Genomic DNA, 17,400 nt, shown 5'->3' on the forward strand with positions numbered 1-17,400 from the left:
GGCCGCGGAACGGCCGCCGAGTTTTGACTGGCCGTAGATGGCACACCGAATAGGCCGCGCGTCAACTGCGACCGTGTGTGTGCAAACGGTCTTCTGGCTGTCTGTTGAGCAAAACTTCGTTCCGCAGCCCAACGGTTCGGCAATCCAGCGCCAAAATCCGCTGGAAACCACATTGCACTGCGGAAAATTTGTTCTTCAGATCAGACGAAGTATCGAGATGGATTTCTAGGCCACGGACATGTTGAGCGGCGGCGCAACGTGGTCCGGCAGCGGGCAGACATAAGGTGTCTTGGTCGTCCGCTTCGTCAGATCGGCCTTCGCCGCCTTGATCAGCCCCGGATCTGTCAGCGCCTTGATGCCAAGGCCGGCCATGGCCTTGGCTGCCTGCACCATCGCCTTGTGGGCATGCGGGCTCTTGCCCTGCGCTACAACCTGCCAGGTGTGGAATGGCGTGCCGATTGCAACCGTTGGTGCGTGAACCTGCACGGTCGGCACCACCCAGCTCACATCGCCCACGTCGGTCGAGCCGACCAGCGGGTTGCGCTTGGCGTCCAGAGGCACCAGAAAGTCGGCCAACGGCCGATCGGTCGGCTCCATGCCGATCGCGTAGTAGACCGACGCGATGTCCTTGTCGGTCAGCGTCGCGCGGATCTGGCTGGCAAAGCCCTTGTCTGCGTCGTCGAAATGCGGCGGTCCGAGATCTTCCATCACCCGGTGCAGCGCCTGCTCCAGCGGCGTGTTCGGCAGGATGTTGGAGACCGCGGAGATGATCTTCATCTCGACCTTGGTCTCGGTCATCAACGCCGCGCCCTCCGCGATCTTGCTGACACGCCCGACCAGCTCGTTCATGCCAGGGAGATCACGGGCGCGGATGGAATAGCGCACACGGGCATGGGCCTGCACCACGTTGGGCGCTATGCCACCGGTGTCGAGCAGCGCGTAATGCACGCGCGCATCGCTCGGCATGTGCTCGCGCATGTAGTTCACGCCGACATTCATCAGCTCGACCGCGTCGAGCGCCGAACGGCCGAGATGGGGCGAAGCCGCCGCATGCGACGTGCGGCCGGTGAAGATGAAGTCGGCACGGGTGTTGGCGAGCGACGGCGTCACTGCGACTTCCCAGAAACTGTGCGGATGCCAGGTGATGGCGATATCGGCGTCCTCGAACGCGCCGGAGCGCACCATGAAGGCCTTGGCGGCGCCGCCCTCTTCCGCCGGGCAGCCGTAATAGCGCACGCGACCGGGCACCTTGTTCTCGGCGAGCCAGTCCTTGACGGCAGTGGCGGCCAGCAGCGCCGCGGAACCCAGCAGATTGTGACCGCAGCCATGGCCGTGTCCGCCGCTCTCGATCGGACGGTGCTCGGCAACGCCTGCTTCCTGACTGAGGCCCGGCAGCGCGTCATATTCGCCCATGAAGGCGATCACCGGACCGCCCTCGCCCCATTCGCCCATCACAGCGGTCGGAATGCCCGCCACCTTCTCGGTGATGCGGAAACCCTGGTGGCGCAATTCGGCGAGATGCTCGGCTGAGGAGCGCGCCTCGGTGTAGCAGACTTCAGGCATGCCCCAGACCTTGTCGCTCAGGTCGATGAAACGTCCCTTGATCGTGTCGATGCCACGCCAGATGTCGCTGCGGTTATCCATTGCTTCGGTCCGTGATCTCTTGGTCAAACGAAGCGGCAATCGTTAGCAGCTTCACCGGCGAACGACCAGCGGCTCGCCGGACATCAGCCATGCGACCGGCGCGACCGGGCTCCGGTTCAGCGCTCTGCCACGGCAATAAGCACCGGCAGTTCCTGGCGCGATCGGTGAATTGGCCCAACTGCGTGCGGAATCATTAAGGTCAAGTCTTTCAAGACGACCGCCCTCGGCTTAAATTACCGGTGCTTCGCACGCTTTTTCGCGGCGAAGACGCCGCGTTCGCAGATCAGGAGACCTCCATGCCCGCGTTGACCGAATGGAGAGTGCCGCCGGCCAATCAGCCGCGTGCGAGCGACTACGGCTTCGACCTCGACCGTGCGCTCGCCTGCGTCGTCGGCCTGCATGCCATCATCCCGCCGGACGCCTTCAGCGCGGAAACGCTCGGCACCGAGCGCGCCGGCAACGGCGTCGTGATTGACGACGGGCTGGTACTTACCATCGGCTATCTGATCACCGAGGCGGAATCCGTCTGGCTTCACCTTGGCGACGGACGCGTCGTCGAAGGACATGCGCTCGGTTTCGACGCCGTCACCGGCTTCGGCCTGGTGCAGGCGCTCGGCCAGCTCGATATCGAGCCGCTGCCGCTTGGCTCGTCGGCGGATGTCAGGATCGGCGACCGCGTCGTGGTCGGCGGCGCCGGCGGCCGCACACGGTCGGTCGCAAGCCAGATCGTCGCCAAGCAGGAGTTCGCCGGCTATTGGGAGTATCTGCTTGACGAGGCCCTGTTCACCTACCCGGCCCATCCGAACTGGGGCGGCACGGGGCTGATCAACGAGCGCGGCGAATTGATCGGCATCGGTTCGCTCCAGCTCGAGCGTGAACGCGACGGCAATGCCGAGCATGTCAACATGATCGTGCCGATCGACTTGCTGAAGCCGATCCTCGACGATCTCCGCAAGTTCGGCCGCGTCAACAAGCCGGCGCGGCCGTGGCTCGGTCTCTATTCGACCGAGATCGACAACCGGGTGGTGGTGATCGGGATTTCTGCCAACGGTCCTGCTGCTCGCGCTGAACTCAAGACCGGTGACGTCATCCTCGCCGTGGACGGCGAGAAGGTCACGAGCCAGACGGCCTTCTACAAGAAGATGTGGGCGCTCGGCGCTGCCGGCGTCGACGTGCCTCTCACCGTGCATCATCAGGGCACCGGGCATCATGAAGGCGTTACCTTCGACGTCACGGTGACGTCGACCGACCGCTTCAAGCTTTTGAAGGCGCCGAAGCTGCACTGACGCGAGAAGCTGCACTGCCGCCAATCTCAAGGAAGCTGCAATGACCGAGGCCGTCGTCGACGACATCGTGGCCGTGCTGCCGCCGCTGCTCAATGCGCTGGAAGCGCTCGGCTACTTCGCCCGGCACTTGCATCCGCCGGCCTTCGGTTCGGTGATGAACGCGATCGGCACGCCGGATGAAGTGCTGCAAGCGGCGCACGCGGCGATTGGAGGATGGCCGGAGCAATTTGCCGGACTTCGCGAGCGGCTCGACCTCGCCTGCAACGAGACGCTTTCAGCCTTTGCCGGCATTCGCGACGTCGAGCGTGGCAACGGCGATCTCGTCGCAGTCTTCCGCGCGCTGCGCCATCTCCCGCGCGCGCTGGAGGCGCTTTATCCGCTGTCGGCGCAGTTTCCGCCGGTGAGCAACTTCTTCCTCAACGCCGCCAATCGCGAGAATGAGGAATTGCTGTCGCGACTTGAGGTCGGCGCGGGCGAGCACACCGGCATCTTCCACGATCATAACGAGCCCGGCAGCCGCGGCGGCTTCTCGGTCTATGTGCCCGAATATTATACGCCCGGCCGCAGCTGGCCCCTGGTGATGGCGCTGCATGGTGGCAGCGGCAATGGCCGCGGTTTTCTGTGGAGCTGGCTGCGCGATGCGCGCAGTCTTGGCGCGATCCTGGTTGCGCCGACCGCTACCGGGCAAACCTGGGCGCTGATGGGCGACGACACCGATACGCCGAACCTGATGAAAATCCTGGAAACAGTGCGCGGCCGCTGGTCGGTCGATTCTTCACGCATGCTGCTATCAGGCATGAGCGATGGCGGCACCTTCTGCTATGTCAGCGGGCTCGACGGTGCCTCGCCCTTCACACACCTCGCGCCGGTCTCGGCGACCTTTCATCCGCTGATGGCGGAGATGGCCGACGCCACGCGGCTTCAGAGCCTGCCTGTTTTCATCACCCACGGCAAGCTCGACTGGATGTTTCCGGTGCAGACGGCGCGACAGACGCAAGCTGCGCTTTCGGCTGCCGGCGCCGAGGTCACCTATCGCGAAATCGACGATCTCAGTCACACCTATCCGCGGGAGATCAACGCGGAGCTGCTGCAATGGCTGAACGCGGGATGAACGATATGTCCTTAACCGCGCCGCACTGTCGCGGAACCATCATTCCGGGCCGACGTTATCCGCCCGTCACCGGAGATTCGCCATGCAGACTTTTTTCGGAATGATTTTGGGCGCGCTGCTGCTCGCTTGCGGCGTCTATGTCTATGATTCCATGCAGACGTCGTCAGTCGCCAATGGCGAGGTCGCGATCACCAATCGCACCATCGTGAACTGGGATGTCGCGAAGGCCGATTGGGACGCGTTGCGCGACCGCGCGCACAAGGATTGGGTCCGGATCTCATCGAAGTAGATCCATTCGACCCGACATGAACAAGGCGCCGTCGCGGGTCCGCGGCGGCGCCTTTGTCTTGGCTACGATCAACGCGCCGACGCTTCAGTTCATCTTGGCCTTGCGCGCGTCGGCGATGACCTGCTCGAACTCGTTCATGCTGAGCACGCCGGGGACGCGGTATTTTCCGACGATGAAAGACGGCGTGCCGTTGAAGCCAAATGCTTCGGCCTGTTCGTTGTTGCGCTTGAGGATCGCGTCGATGTCCTTGCCGCGCGCGGCGAGGTCTTTCTTGAGACGGTCCATGTCGACGCCGACGGATGCGAGCAGCTCATTGATGCGGGACTCGGTCAGGCGCGAGCTGACGCCCATCATGGCGTCATGGGCTTGATGGTACTTGTCCTGGAACTTTGCGGCGAGCGCAATCCGGGCCGCCGTCACGGAGACCGGCCCGAGGATCGGCCAGTCCTTCAGAACCAGCCTGACCTTGCCGTCGTCCTGGACGACCTGGCGCAGCTCCGGCTCGAGCTTGCGGCAATAGGGACAATTGTAGTCAGACCATTCGATGATGCTGATGTTGCCATCTGGATTGCCGGCGACGGGAACATCAGGATCGCGCAGCACCTTGGCCTCGGTCAGCACCTCGTCGTCATCGGCGGCTGCGCGCGCCAACCTCATACCGCCAGCCGCGAAGGCGCCCGCCCCGATCAACGTCAGCGCCGCACGGCGCGTCGGCCCAAGGCCACGACCTAGGCCACGACCTCTACCAAAGCCCTTATTCTTGAATCCCGTCATATCTCGTCCCGTTTCGGTCCCATCGCGGTCATTACGGCTCAGGACCGGGAAATGTTACGACCCATATAGAGTGTCGCGGGGGCGATGTCATCGCACCAGCAGGGTCACGACCAGGGGGACCAGGAACGAGGTCACCAAAGCGTTCAGGCTCATGGCAATGCCGGAGAAGACGCCCGCGATCTCGTCGACCTGGAACGCGCGGGCCGTGCCGATGCCATGTGCGGCAAGGCCGGCGGCGAAACCACGGGCGCGGAAATCGGTGATACCGGTGCGGTTCATCAGCGGCGTCACAATGATCGCGCCCATGATGCCGGTGAGGATAACCGCGACCGCGGCCAGCGAAGGATCCGCATGCAGCGATTCGGCGATGCCCATGGCAACACCGGCCGTGACCGATTTCGGCGCCAGCGACAGCACCACCTCGCGCGGCAGGCCGGCGAGCTCTGCGAGCAAGACGATCGACACCACGGCCGTCACCGAGCCCGCAACCAGCGCCACCAGCATCGGCACGATGGATGAGACCACGCGCTTGCGGTTCTCGTAGAGCGGCACGGCGAGTGCCACCGTGGCAGGCCCGAGCAGGAAGTGCACGAACTGCGCGCCGGCGAAATAGGTGGTGTAGGAGGTGCCGGTTACGAGCAGGAACGCCCCGATGATCCACATCGCATGCAGCACGGGATTGGCAAAGGGATGGCGGCGCGTCGCCAGCGACACCGCATCCGTGGTCGCGTAGACCAGCAGCGTCACCGTCAGCCAAAGCAGCGGCGATTGCGAGAGGTAGACCCAGAGCGAGAACGGATTGTCCTTCATCGGGCATCCGATTGTTTCAGCAGGCGGCTGACCAGGCGGAAGGTCAGCACGGTCGCAAGCAGCGTGACAACCACCGAGAGCGCCAGGACCAGGACGATGGCGATGCCGTGGGTGGCCAGCAGATCGAGCTTTTGCACGACGCCGACGCCGGCGGGGACGAACAAGAGCGAGAGATGAGCCAGCAGGCCCTTGCTTGCGGTCTCCACGCCATCGTTGCGCAGCGGCCCACGCGCGAGCAGCGCAAAACGGTCGCGGGCAAGCAGCAGGATCAGAAGCAGAAGCAGGCCGAGCACGGGTCCCGGCAGCGGCAGGCCGAGGCCGCGGACCACGGCCTCGCCGACCAATTGGCAGAGCAGGATAAGGCTGAGACTCGCAAGCATGACGCATCAAGAGATGCGCCGCAGGGCTTGTCAATTGCCGCTAGGCGCGGGCCGCGCGCGGTTCGTGTGAAGCTGCAACGCGAGGCAGCATGGCCATCAGCGTTCCGGTCATCGTGGCGATCAGCGTGGTCTTGCCACCGTGCTCGGCAAACGCCCTGGCCTCGCAGAAGGTGAGCGTACGGCCGGGCTTGACCACTTCGGCCTTGAAGACGAAACGCTCGCCGCGGGCGGGCGCGAGCAGCGTGGTCTTGAATTCGACCGTGAGGATGTCGGCCTCGGACGGCATCAGCGTAAAGGCGGCGACGCCGCAGGCGTTGTCGAGCCCCGCGGTGATGATGCCGGCGTGAATAAAGCCGTTCTGCTGCGTGAGTTCAGGCGAATGCAGCATGGCCAGCTCGACCTCGCCCGGCGCCAGGCGGACGATCACGACGCCGAGCGTACGCATCGCCGGCTGGCCCTCGAACATGGCAATGGCCGCCGCACGATAGCCCGGATTTTTCGGCTCGAACGCAGCCATGGCTCAGGCCTCGACCGGTTCGACAAGATATCTGAGCGCGATCTCGCGGATGGCATCGGTGAAGGGCGCGGACTTGCGCAGGCTTCGGTCCATGTGCACGGCCGTGATCTCGCAGAACGCGGCGACCTCGTTGGTTTCGGCATTCGTCATGTCGTGCCTGAAACGGATGGACTTGTCGCGCAGCTCGAGCAGATGACTTCGGACCTGAATGATATCGCCGGCGAGCAGCTCGCGCCTGTAGGTGATGTTCTGCTGGACCGCGGCCATGCCGCGGCCGGAGGACCGCAGATAGCTCGGCGTCAATCCGAGCCGGGCGAACAGATTCCAGTTGGCCTCATCGAATTTGCCCACATACCACATGATGTTCATGTGACCGACGTGATCGCATTGCCATGGGTAGATCGTGCCGCGATAGGTCGCCTCCTGCTCCGCCATCCCTTCCCTCACGCGTGTTTTGATCTTGATACGGTAGCGTATCAAGCCGGAGGCGCGTTAGCAATACGGCAACGTATCAAGAACCGGTGAGGCTTCCTTCATGAATGACGGCAGAGGCGACGTCTGGGTCGAGGCGGGGTTCAAGGAGCTCGCCCGCGCCGGCGTCGAGGGCGTACGGGTCGAAGTGCTCGCCAAGAATCTGGGGGTCACGAAGGGCGGCTTCTACCGCCGGTTCGCCGATCGCGCTGCGCTGCTCGAGGCCATGCTGGTGCACTGGCGTGAGGGCCGTTCGGCGTCGATCGCGCAGCAGACCAGCCTCGACGGCGAGTCGCCCCGCGAACGGCTGAGAGCGGTGATCCAGCTCTATTCCGAGCGGCTCAATCCGGAAGGCATGGCGATCGAGCTTGCGATCCGGCAATGGGCGCGTTCCGACGAAAGCGCGGCGGCAGCTGTGGCGAGCGTCGATGCAGCGCGGCTCAAGCATGTGGCCGAGCTTTATCGCGCGACCGGCCTCGAGGCCGAGGAGGCGGAGGCGCAAGCCTTCCTGTTCTACTGCTTCATCTTCGGCCAGAGCCTGTTGTTCGTCGAGCGCGGCCCGCGCAAGCGCTCGCAGCTCGTGGCGAAATCGGCGGAGAAACTGTTGGACTAAAAGAAGAAGGCCGGAGCTTGGCTCCGGCCTCGGCGTCATCTTGAAGCCTCAGGCGGCGCCCTTCAGCTTCTTGTTGCATTCGCTGTAATAGCCGCCCCCCTTCTCGATCCACTTCAGGCCGCCATTGCCGTTGGTGGTCTTGTTGGCATTGTACTGGTCGACGCAGGTGTGGAGGCGAGCCTTGCCGGCACTCTCCTTGGCATATTTCGGATCGACCGCGTTCGGGAAGATCGCGGGGCCTGCCGGCAGGCTCGGCGCCGGAGCAGCGGCGGGGGCCGCCTCCTTCTTTGCCGTCGTGGTCGGCGCAGGGGCCGGTGGGGGCGCAGCCGGGGCAGCCGCAGTCGGCGCAGCAGCGGGCGTCGCGTCGGCGCCGCACTGAGCCTTGCGGAAGTCATTCCATTTCATCGTGCCGAGCGAGCCGTCCTTCTTGGCGGCCTGGTATTTCGCGCTGCACTCCTGCGAGGTCAGCGCCTGCGCCGGCGCGCTCGCCACCAGCGCGGCAACGCCCGACAGCGCAATCGCACACAACAATTTGGCTTGAATGGTCATCCTTGGTCTCCCTCAGGGAAGCAAAACGAGGATTGCTATCCTAGCGTGTCGCGGACTTCCGACAAGGAAGCGATGGCGCCCGGCGCCAAAATATAGTGATCCCGCCGTTCAGGTTTATTCATGTCGCGTTCAGCAACGCGGGCCGACGTTCGGCTCCCTTCGCAAAATCTCGCAAGAAGAGTGCAACACCATGACCCTCGCCTCCCGCCTCGCCGTCGTCGCCATTGCCTCCCTGTTCGCCACCGGCACCGCCTTCGCGCAGACCGCGGCGCCGGCCGCCAAGACCGATGCCACCACGGCCACCGACAAGAAGGCGCCGAAGGAGCGCTCGGCCGAATCGCTCGATTGCTCCAAGCAGGCGGACGCCAAGGGCCTGCACGGCAAGGAGCGCAAGAAATTCCGTTCCGAATGCATCAAGTCGGCGAAGGCCGGCGGCACTGCCGCACCCGCCGCGGACAAAAAGTAAATCCGTCACAATTCGCTCCCTCGCTTTTGGCGAGAGGCGCACGCATTGCGGTATGACGAGCCTGCAATTGTGCGCCTCTCGCCGATTTGCGATAAGGTGGCGTGAAGCAAATCACCGCCTCCCTTCCGTTTGAATGGCCTAGCCGTGCCAAGATTTTGAGCACCGCGGAGACGCTCCTGATCGGTGCGGCCGGCGGCCTGGTATTTCTGCTGGCAGGCCTTCCGGGCGGTCTGATCTCGGGCTCGATGATCGCGGTCGGGATCGCCGCGATCGCCGGACGCCAGCTTGCGGTGCCGCCGCTCCTGACCCAGACCGTGCTGGTGCTGCTCGGCATTTCGCTGGGCTCGGTTGTCTCTCGCCATCTGATCCAGCAGGTCAGCGCCTATCCGCTGACCATCGGGCTATTGGCGCTCGCTACCTTCTGCTCGACCTTCGGCTCCAGCTATTACCTCCAGCGCATCCATGGCTGGGACCGCACCTCGGCCTTTCTCGCCGGCAGCCCCGGCGCGCTGTCGCAGATCACGATTTTGGCGGTCGAACGCGGTGCCGACCTGCCGGGCATCGCAGTCGTGCAGACCATGCGCGTGATCATACTGACCGCCGCGCTGCCGATGGTCCTGGCGATCGCGGGGGTCGCCCCTTCCGTTTCACCGTCGCTGACGACGGCGATTGCCTCGCCACTCGATCTCCTGGAGCTGGTCGCCGCTTCGCTGGCGGCATCGCTTGTGCTGCGGCTGATCAGGTTTCCGGCGAGCTGGATGTTCGGCGCGATGGTCGCCTCCAGCGTGCTGCATGGCGCAGGCTGGGTCGAGGGCGGTTTGCCGAACTGGGTGCGCGGCGTCGCGCTGGTCGGCATCGGCGCGCTGATCGGCAGCCGCTTTGCCCGGATGCGGATCAAGACGCTGACCGGCCATATCAATGCGGCGCTTGGCTCGTTCGCGGTAGCCATCGCCGTCTCCGCCATTTTCGTCGGCATCGTGGCGCTGACCACGCAGGTGAAGTTCTCCGACGTCGTCGTTGCGTTTGCGCCCGGCGCGATGGATGCGATGCTGGCGCTGGCACTGACGCTGCACATCGACCCGATCTTCGTCGGCGCTCACCACCTCTCGCGCTTCGTGTTCGTGACGATCGCGACCCCCGGCATCGTGCACCTGTTCGGCCGGCCGCAGGATGACGTGGACGATTAGCTCTCGTCCGCTGTCGCCTGCCCTTGCAGCGCCGCAACCTGGGCCTCGAGCTCCGCAATCCGCTGGTCTCTTGCCGCCAATGCCGCAGCGACGTCGGGCGCGTCGAACTTCTGCGGAATGTGCTGCGGACAATTGCTGTCCCAGGCGGCGATCTTGAACACGATCACCTGCTCGGGCCGCGCCCGGTATCCCTTCGGCATCAGCGCCTCCGTCAGCGCATCGTCGTCCTCGACCACGCGTGCCTCGCCCCAGATCTTCACCCGGCGGCGATGGGCGTAGTCCATCAAGAAGATGTAGGCCTTGGCGTTCTCCGAGAGATTGCCCTGGGTGAGGTACTGCTGGTTGCCGGCATAGTCGGCGAAGGCCAGCGTCTGCTTGTCCAGCACTTTCAAAAAGCCCTTCGGCCCGCCACGATGCTGGATGTAGGGCTGCCTGTCGGACGAGGCCGTTGCGAGGTAGAAGCTGTTGGCATCGGCAAGGAAAGCCTCGAGATTCTCGTCGACCTCGGTGCGCCAGCCGCGCTGCTCGACGCGGCCATAGTGCTCGCGGGAGCCCTTGCGCGCCTGAATCGCCTTCACGACGGGGGTGAAGGCCACATCGCTGGCATAGGCATGAACTGCGGTCATCGGAATGTCTCCAGAAAATTCCGGCGCATTGCTGCGTCTTTCGCTGGCTAAAATGGACTCTTCGGGCATCAAAACAATCTGGCCGCTTGACACTTCATCGTTGCAATATATGCAATAATGGCATGGATCGCCTCGAAGCCATGCACGTCTTCGTCACTGTCGCCGATCTGCGCGGCTTTGCGCCGGCCGCGCGGAAGCTGCGGCTGTCACCCTCGGCCGTGACACGGCTGATCGCAGCGTTGGAGGAGCATCTCGGCGCACGACTGCTGCAGCGAACCACGCGGCAGGTGAGACTGACCGACGTCGGCACGCGTTACCTGGAACGCGCCCGGCGGATCCTCGCCGATATCGAGGAGGCCGACGGCTCGGCGCGGGAGGAGCGCAACCGGCCGAGCGGGCGTCTCGTGGTGTCGGCGCCGGTCGGCTTCGGCCGGCTGCATGTCGGGCCGGTCATGACCGCCTACCTCAAGCATTATCCCGAGGTGGCCTGCGAACTGAGGCTCTCGGACAACCTTGTCAACCTCGTCGAAGACGCCGTCGATGCCGCGGTGCGGATCGGCCATCTCGCCGACTCCTCGCTCGTCGCCCGCCAGGTCGGCGACATGCGACGGATCACGGTGGCAACGCCGGGCTATTTGAGGCGCCATGGCGAACCGAAGACGCCCGAAGCGCTGCGCGAGCATCAGACGATCCAGTTTGGTCCATCTGCGAGCTGGCACTTCATGCAGGACGGCCGCGACATCGAGGTGACGCCATCTCCACGCTTCACCAGCAACAGCGCCGATGCCGCCCTGCAATATGCCGAGGCCGGCGGCGGCATCACGCGCGTACTGGCCTATCAGGCCGCAGAAGGGCTGAAGCGTGGACGGCTCAGAATCGTGCTGGCGAAATACGAGCAGCCGGCCCTGCCGATCCATATCGTCTATCCGACCTCGCGCCTGCTCTCCGCCAAGGTGCGCGCGTTCATCGATCTCGTGGTGGAGACGACGGATTGGAAGTTTGGGTAGATTCAGCCCTTCTTCGGCACCACGCGGAACGTCCCGCTCGCCCGCGCGACCGGGACGCCATCGGCCTTGATCAGGCTCTGCGCGAAGCAGATCGTCTTGCCGGTCTTGATCACGTCGCTCTCGATCGAGCACCATTGGCCGATCTCAGCCGAGCCGACGAAATCGATCGACAGCGAGACGGTCACGAATGAGATGGTCCAGTTCGTCACCTGGGCGCAACTATAGCCCATGGCATTGTCGGCGAGCGCGGCGATCAGCCCGCCATGGATCAGGCCCCGGCCGTTGGTGTGCGGTCTTGCCAGCCGCAGGCCGATGATGACGGCGCGGTCGGTCTTCCTCGCGTAGAGCGGCTCCCACGGTTCGGTCATCGGGCTCTTGCGGGAGAGCGGCTCGAAGCCCTCGGGGATGTCGGTCATGGTCATGCGCGTCTCGCGTTGCTGATTGCCAGCATTGAACGCGATGGACGAGACCGACGCATCAATTACAAAGTTTTAAACGGGATTTGCGCGGGCGTTTGAAACGGGCGGGGCCGCATCGACAGTGCCATAGGGTGGGCAAAGCGAAGCGTGCCACCAACTTTCTCAATCGTGAAGAGGTGGTGGGCACGGCGCTTCGCGCCTTTGCCCACCCTACGGCACCGTCCTAGAACGGCAGCCCCACATAATTCTCCGACAATGACGTCATCGCGGCCTGCGATTGCGTGACGTAGTCGAGCTCGGCGAGCTGGATGCGGGCGCCGATGCTGCCATTGTCGGGGAATTTGTGCAGCATCGAGGTCATCCACCAGGAGAATCGCACGGCTTTCCAGACGCGCGCCAGTGCCTTGGCGGAATAGGCATCGATGCCGGCGCTGGATTTCTCGTCATAGAATTCGCGGAGCGCACCTGACAGATAATGCGCATCACTCGCGGCGAGGTTCAGCCCCTTGGCCCCGGTCGGCGGCACGATGTGAGCGGCGTCGCCGCACAGGAACAGCTTGCCAAAACGCATCGGCTCGGCGACGAAGCTGCGCAGCGGTGCGATGCTCTTCTCGATCGAGGGACCGGTGATGAGATTGTCGGCCGCCTCCTGGTCGAGGCGGCGCTTCAATTCGTCCCAGAAGCGATCGTCCGGCCACTGGTCGACATGGTCATCGAGCGAGCACTGCACGTAGTGCCGGCTGCGCTTCATCGAGCGCATGGTGCACAGCGCAAAACCGCGGGCATGGTTGGAATAGATCAGCTCATGGCTGACCGGCGGCGTCTCGGACAAGATGCCGAGCCAGCCGAACGGATAGACCCGCTCGAATTCCTCGATCGCCGAAGCGGGCACGCTGGCACGGCTGACGCCGTGAAAGCCGTCGCAGCCGGCGATGAAGTCGCAATCGAGCGTGTGGGTAACGCCGTCCTTGACCCAGGTTACGTGGGGGTGACTGCCATCGAAATCATGCGGCTGCACATCCTTGGCTTCGTACACGGTGGTAAGGCCCGCGGCGTTCCGCGCGTTCATCAGGTCGAGCGTGACCTCGGTCTGGCCGTAGATCATGACCGTCTTGCCGGTTGCGCCCTTCATATCGATGCGGTGGCGGTGGCCGGCAAAGGCGAGCTCGATGCCTTCATGCACCAGGCCCTCCGCATGCGCCCGTACGCCGGCGCCGACCTGATCAAGCAGCGCAACAGTCCCTTCCTCGAGAAGGCCGGCGCGGATGCGTCCGAGCACGTAATCCGGGCTCTGCCGCTCCAGAATGACATTGTCGATGCCGTATTGGTCCAGAAGTTGCCCAAGCAACAATCCTGCCGGCCCGGCCCCGATGATTGCGACTTTTGTCCGCAATACTTGCTCCTCCCGATCCTGTAGGCTTTCGTCGCGGCTTGCTTGTCGCGTTGGATCCGCGCAAGATAATTATATCATATAACGGTTGGGAAAAAGGGGAGGTTGGTCGCCCGGGCCGCGACAAATCCATGCAACATCGCTGACGTAGATGACGCACCAGTTCCGGCTTGAACGCGCCGGCCAATTAGATAACATGTTAACTAACGAGACCGGGCCATCGAAGCCCGTCGTCGAAAAAAGAGAAAGAGGGAGAGACACGTGATGAGGAAAGCCTGTCTGGCTTTGCTGCTGGCAGCAAGCGTGAGCCCTGCGTTCGCGCAGGACAAGACCGTCGACCTGAAGGTCTCGCACTGGGTGCCGGCCTCGCATCCGCTGCAGAAGTCGCTGGAAGACTGGGTCGCCGCGGTGAACAAGGATTCCGGCGGCACGATCAGCGGCAAGGTGTTTCCGGCCCAGCAGCTCGGCAAGGCCTTCGACCATTACGACATGGCGCGCGACGGCATCGCTGACGTCACCTATGTCAATCCCGGCTACCAGCCCGGCCGCTTCCCGATCATCGGCGCCGGCGAATTGCCATTCCTGATCTCCGACGCCAAGGGCGGTTCGGAAGGTCTGGATGCCTGGTACCGCAAATATGCCGAGAAGGAGATGAAGGACGTCAAATACTGCCTCGCCTTCGTCCACTCGCCCTCCTCGTTCCATTCCAAGACCAAGAAGATCGTGATGCCAGAGGACGTGAAGGGCATGAAGATCCGCCCCGCACACGCCACGATGGCAAACTTCGTCACCTCGCTCGGCGGCACCAACGTACAGTCGTCCGCGCCTGAAGTGCGCGACATCATCGAGCGCGGCGTCGCCGACGCGGTGACATTCCCCTGGGGCTCGCTGGTGCTGTTCGGCATCGACAAGGTGACCAAGTACGACATGGATGCGCCGCTCTACACCACGACCTTCGTGTTCGTGATGAACAAGGACAAGTACAATGCGATGTCCGACAAGCAGAAGGCCGCGATCGACAAGAACTGCTCGACCGAGATGGCCGGCGTGGTCGGCGAGCACTGGGGCAAGTTCGAGGATTCCGGTATCGACAAGGTGAAGGCGGAAGAAGGTCACGAGGTCTACAAGCTGACGCCGGACCAGACCGCCGCCTGGAAGAAGGCCGCCGAGCCGCTGGTCAAGACCTGGGCCGACGGTGCCAAGAAGGCCGGCGCCGATCCGGATGCCGCGCTGGCGGAGCTGAAGGCCTCGCTGAAGAAATACAACGCGCTGGCGGAGTAGCCGTGCATCGATGAGGAGCGCACGGTCTATCGTCTCCCTCTCCCCGCTTGCGGGGAGAGGCGAAAGGCCGCGCCGGGCTGAAAGCAAGAATGACGTCAAACAGGACAGTCTCATGAAGCGCGCCTGGATGGATCGCTTTATCGACACCATCGAATGGATCGCGGCCGCCTTCGTCGGCATCGTCGCGCTCGACATCTTTCTGTCGGTGCTGCTGCGCAACACGCTGAACTATTCGATCCCCGACAGCTTCGACATCGGCCGCATGCTGCTCGGCATCCTCATTTTCTGGGGAATCGCCGCAACCTCCTATCGCGGCACGCACATTACGGTCGACCTGGTCTGGGGCAATGTCGGACCGCGCTACCAGCGCTGGATCGACGTGTTCGCGACGCTGGTGCTGCTGTTCGTCGTCACCGTGCAGACCTGGACGCTGTTCGACAAGGTGCGCGGCACCTATAACGACAACGTCCAGACCTTCGACATGCACATGCCGACCTGGCCATTCTTCGCGGTCGCCTGGATCGGCGACGTCTCGGCCGTGCTGCTGATCGCGATCCGCACTTACCGGCTGATTTTCCATCCCGAAGACATGCACGACCCCAAGCTGAAGGCGACGGAGTAAACATGAGCACCGATGCCGTCGCCATTATCGGCTTCGTTTCCCTGTTCGCATTGATGCTGCTGCGCGTGCCCGTCGGCATGGCCATGGGCCTCGTCGGCGTCTCCGGCTTCTCCTATCTGGTCGGTGCAACACCGGCGCTGAAGCTGGTCGGCCAGACCTCGATGCGCACGGTGACCGACTACACCTTCGGCGTCATCCCGATGTTCCTGCTGATGGGCTCCTTCGTCAGCAATTCCGGCATGAGCCGCGAGCTATTCCGCGCCGCCAACGGCTTTGTCGGGCACTTGCGCGGCGGGCTCGGCATCGCCACCGTCGGCGCCTGCGGCGGCTTTGCCGCGATCTGCGGCTCATCGGTTGCGACCGCCGCAACCTTCTCCGCCGTCGCGTACCCAGAGATGCGCCGGTTCGGCTATCCGCAGTCGTTTGCGACTGGCGTGATCGCCGCCGGCGGCACGCTGGGCGCAATGCTGCCCCCCTCTACCGTGCTCGCGGTCTATGGCATCATCACCGAGCAGGACATCGGAAAACTCTTCATCGCCGGCATCATCCCGGGCCTGCTGGCGATGACCATGTACATGATCACGATCTTTCTGATCGGCTATTTCCGGCCCGACTTCCTGCCCAAGGGCAAGGTGCTGCCATGGCGCGAGCGCTTCGCGGGCCTGAAGGACATCTGGGCGCCGGTGCTGCTGTTCGTGTTCGTGATCGGCGGCCTCTACGGCCTGCCCTTCCTGCCGCGTTTCACCCCGACCGAGGCCGGCGGTGTCGGCGCCACCGGTGCGTTTATCATCGGCATGGTCACGGGACGGCTCGACCGCGAGAAGGTACTGGCCTCGCTGCTCCAGGCGACGCGCACCGCGGCCGCCGTGTTCACCGTGCTGATCGGCGCGCTTATTTTCGGCTACTTCCTGACGGTGACGCAGACGCCGCAGAAGGTGACGGAATTCCTGACCGGCCTTGGCCTCGGCCCCTACGGCGTGCTGGCGCTGATCATGGTGATGTATCTCGTGCTGGGTTGCCTGATGGACGCGATGGCGATGATCATCCTGACGGTGCCGATCATCTTCCCCGTGATCACGCATCTCGGCTTCGATCCGATCTGGTTCGGCGTCATCATCGTGATGACGGTCGAGCTCGGCCTGATCCATCCGCCTGTTGGCATGAATGTCTTTGTCATCAAGAGCGTGGTGAAGGATGTCTCCTTCTCCACCATCTTCAAGGGTGTGATCCCGTTCGTGGCGACGGACCTCGTGCGCCTCGTGATCCTGATCGCGTTCCCGCTGCTGGCGACGTGGCTGCCGACGCGGATGATGGCGCATTGAGGGGGCGAGACAATGACCACACCGACGCTCGCGACAAAATACGTCTTTACCATCACCGCTGAAATCGGTGACGTCATCACCGCCGGCGAGACCGGCATCGGCGTCCGCCGCATCATCCCGATCGTCGGCGGCGAGGTGAAGGGTGCGATATCGGGCAAGGTGCTGCCGTTCGGCGCCGACTTCCAGACCATTCGCCCCAACGAGCTGATCGATCTGGAGGCCAAATACGCCTTCGAGACCGACGACGGCGCCGTCGTCTATGTCGAGAACAAGGGCATGCGCTTTGGCCCGGTCGAGCTCTTGCAAAAGCTCAAGCGCGGCGAGCCTGTTGATCCGAAGCTGATCTATTTCCGCACCGTACCGAGGTTCGAGACGGGACACGAAAAATATCGCTGGCTGATGGAGCACATCTTTGTCGGCTCAGCCGCGCGGCACACCGATCGCGTAGTGATCGACGTGCATCAGGTGGTGTAACCACACACTCCGCTGTCGTCCCGGCGGAGGCCGGGACCTATACCGCGTGATTTATCGATTGCGGGCGGTCGGAGTACCCGCACGACGAATCTTCGCCAAATTCCCCCCGTGGTTATGGGCCCGGCCTCCGCCGGGACGACACAGGGTGTGGAACAGCATCCT

21 protein-coding genes are annotated in these 17,400 nt (G+C 63.7%); 11 read left to right on the plus strand and 10 right to left on the minus strand.

Going from position 1 to position 17,400, the window contains the following annotated elements; all coding sequences use genetic code 11:
• Positions 1–225 precede the first annotated feature (225 nt).
• Positions 226–1,644, minus strand: a complete 1,419-nt coding sequence (locus XH89_RS34200; protein WP_194464675.1) for a M20 family metallopeptidase — start codon at positions 1,642–1,644, stop codon at positions 226–228.
• Between the two features lie 296 nt (positions 1,645–1,940).
• On the opposite strand from XH89_RS34200, the gene XH89_RS34205 reads away from it, so the two are divergent.
• From XH89_RS34205 to XH89_RS34215, 3 genes are all read left to right on the plus strand, one after another.
• On the plus strand, positions 1,941–2,930 hold the full coding sequence (locus XH89_RS34205; RefSeq protein WP_194464676.1) for a S1C family serine protease: 990 nt from the start codon (positions 1,941–1,943) through the stop codon (positions 2,928–2,930).
• 40 nt (positions 2,931–2,970) lie between these two features.
• Complete coding sequence (locus tag XH89_RS34210; RefSeq protein WP_194464677.1) at positions 2,971–4,041, plus strand: phospholipase; 1,071 nt, start codon at positions 2,971–2,973, stop codon at positions 4,039–4,041.
• An 82-nt stretch (positions 4,042–4,123) separates the two neighbouring features.
• Positions 4,124–4,330 (plus strand): hypothetical protein, encoded by a 207-nt coding sequence (locus tag XH89_RS34215; RefSeq protein WP_128968623.1) that lies wholly within the window; start codon positions 4,124–4,126, stop codon positions 4,328–4,330.
• Between the two features lie 84 nt (positions 4,331–4,414).
• Here XH89_RS34215 and XH89_RS34220 read toward each other — a convergent pair whose 3' ends face one another.
• The 5 genes from XH89_RS34220 to XH89_RS34240 all read right to left on the minus strand — a co-directional run bounded on the left by XH89_RS34220 (position 4,415) and on the right by XH89_RS34240 (position 7,246).
• A complete protein-coding gene (locus tag XH89_RS34220; RefSeq protein WP_194464678.1) occupies positions 4,415–5,104 on the minus strand; it encodes a DsbA family protein in 690 nt (229 codons plus the stop codon).
• A gap of 87 nt (positions 5,105–5,191) precedes the next feature.
• A complete protein-coding gene (locus XH89_RS34225; RefSeq protein ID WP_194464679.1) occupies positions 5,192–5,914 on the minus strand; it encodes an LrgB family protein in 723 nt (240 codons plus the stop codon).
• On the minus strand, positions 5,911–6,294 hold the full coding sequence (locus XH89_RS34230) for a CidA/LrgA family protein (RefSeq protein ID WP_194464680.1): 384 nt from the start codon (positions 6,292–6,294) through the stop codon (positions 5,911–5,913). Before XH89_RS34230 ends, XH89_RS34225 begins: the two co-directional genes overlap by 4 nt.
• 40 nt (positions 6,295–6,334) lie before the next feature.
• Complete coding sequence (locus tag XH89_RS34235) at positions 6,335–6,811, minus strand: PaaI family thioesterase (RefSeq protein WP_194464681.1); 477 nt, start codon at positions 6,809–6,811, stop codon at positions 6,335–6,337.
• 3 nt (positions 6,812–6,814) lie between these two features.
• Positions 6,815–7,246, minus strand: coding sequence for a thioesterase family protein (locus tag XH89_RS34240; protein ID WP_194464682.1), 432 nt, complete (start codon positions 7,244–7,246; stop codon positions 6,815–6,817).
• A gap of 100 nt (positions 7,247–7,346) precedes the next feature.
• On the opposite strand from XH89_RS34240, the gene XH89_RS34245 reads away from it, so the two are divergent.
• Entirely contained in the window at positions 7,347–7,895 is a 549-nt protein-coding gene (locus tag XH89_RS34245) for a TetR/AcrR family transcriptional regulator (RefSeq protein WP_194464683.1), read from the plus strand.
• A gap of 48 nt (positions 7,896–7,943) precedes the next feature.
• Here XH89_RS34245 and XH89_RS34250 read toward each other — a convergent pair whose 3' ends face one another.
• Positions 7,944–8,444: a hypothetical protein gene (locus XH89_RS34250; RefSeq protein WP_194464684.1), complete on the minus strand. Its 501-nt coding sequence runs from the start codon at positions 8,442–8,444 to the stop codon at positions 7,944–7,946.
• Positions 8,445–8,634: 190 nt separating this feature from the next.
• Between XH89_RS34250 and XH89_RS34255 the strand changes: the two genes are divergently transcribed.
• Both XH89_RS34255 and XH89_RS34260 read left to right on the plus strand, forming a co-directional pair.
• Positions 8,635–8,910, plus strand: a complete 276-nt coding sequence (locus XH89_RS34255; protein ID WP_194464685.1) for a PsiF family protein — start codon at positions 8,635–8,637, stop codon at positions 8,908–8,910.
• A 101-nt stretch (positions 8,911–9,011) separates the two neighbouring features.
• Positions 9,012–10,097 (plus strand): AbrB family transcriptional regulator, encoded by a 1,086-nt coding sequence (locus tag XH89_RS34260; RefSeq protein ID WP_194464686.1) that lies wholly within the window; start codon positions 9,012–9,014, stop codon positions 10,095–10,097.
• Here the strand turns inward: XH89_RS34260 and XH89_RS34265 are convergent.
• Positions 10,094–10,723, minus strand: a complete 630-nt coding sequence (locus XH89_RS34265) for a pyridoxamine 5'-phosphate oxidase family protein (RefSeq protein ID WP_194464687.1) — start codon at positions 10,721–10,723, stop codon at positions 10,094–10,096. The two genes, XH89_RS34260 and XH89_RS34265, sit on opposite strands and share 4 nt — an antisense overlap.
• 122 nt (positions 10,724–10,845) lie before the next feature.
• Between XH89_RS34265 and XH89_RS34270 the strand changes: the two genes are divergently transcribed.
• Positions 10,846–11,730, plus strand: coding sequence for a LysR family transcriptional regulator (locus XH89_RS34270; RefSeq protein WP_194464688.1), 885 nt, complete (start codon positions 10,846–10,848; stop codon positions 11,728–11,730).
• Positions 11,731–11,732: 2 nt separating this feature from the next.
• Here XH89_RS34270 and XH89_RS34275 read toward each other — a convergent pair whose 3' ends face one another.
• A complete protein-coding gene (locus tag XH89_RS34275; RefSeq protein WP_194464689.1) occupies positions 11,733–12,152 on the minus strand; it encodes a PaaI family thioesterase in 420 nt (139 codons plus the stop codon).
• 220 nt (positions 12,153–12,372) lie between these two features.
• A complete protein-coding gene (gene pobA / locus XH89_RS34280; RefSeq protein ID WP_194464690.1) occupies positions 12,373–13,542 on the minus strand; it encodes a 4-hydroxybenzoate 3-monooxygenase in 1,170 nt (389 codons plus the stop codon).
• 261 nt (positions 13,543–13,803) lie between these two features.
• Between pobA and XH89_RS34285 the strand changes: the two genes are divergently transcribed.
• The 4 genes from XH89_RS34285 (at position 13,804) to XH89_RS34300 (ending at position 17,238) form a co-directional block, all read left to right on the plus strand.
• Positions 13,804–14,820, plus strand: a complete 1,017-nt coding sequence (locus XH89_RS34285) for a TRAP transporter substrate-binding protein (RefSeq protein WP_194464691.1) — start codon at positions 13,804–13,806, stop codon at positions 14,818–14,820.
• Positions 14,821–14,932: 112 nt separating this feature from the next.
• Positions 14,933–15,442: a TRAP transporter small permease gene (locus XH89_RS34290; RefSeq protein ID WP_194464692.1), complete on the plus strand. Its 510-nt coding sequence runs from the start codon at positions 14,933–14,935 to the stop codon at positions 15,440–15,442.
• 2 nt (positions 15,443–15,444) lie between these two features.
• A complete protein-coding gene (locus tag XH89_RS34295) occupies positions 15,445–16,764 on the plus strand; it encodes a TRAP transporter large permease (RefSeq protein ID WP_194464693.1) in 1,320 nt (439 codons plus the stop codon).
• Positions 16,765–16,776: 12 nt separating this feature from the next.
• On the plus strand, positions 16,777–17,238 hold the full coding sequence (locus tag XH89_RS34300) for a DUF3237 domain-containing protein (protein WP_194464694.1): 462 nt from the start codon (positions 16,777–16,779) through the stop codon (positions 17,236–17,238).
• Positions 17,239–17,400 lie beyond the last annotated feature (162 nt).

This window comes from Bradyrhizobium sp. CCBAU 53340 (assembly GCF_015291645.1).
Taxonomy (GTDB): domain Bacteria; phylum Pseudomonadota; class Alphaproteobacteria; order Rhizobiales; family Xanthobacteraceae; genus Bradyrhizobium.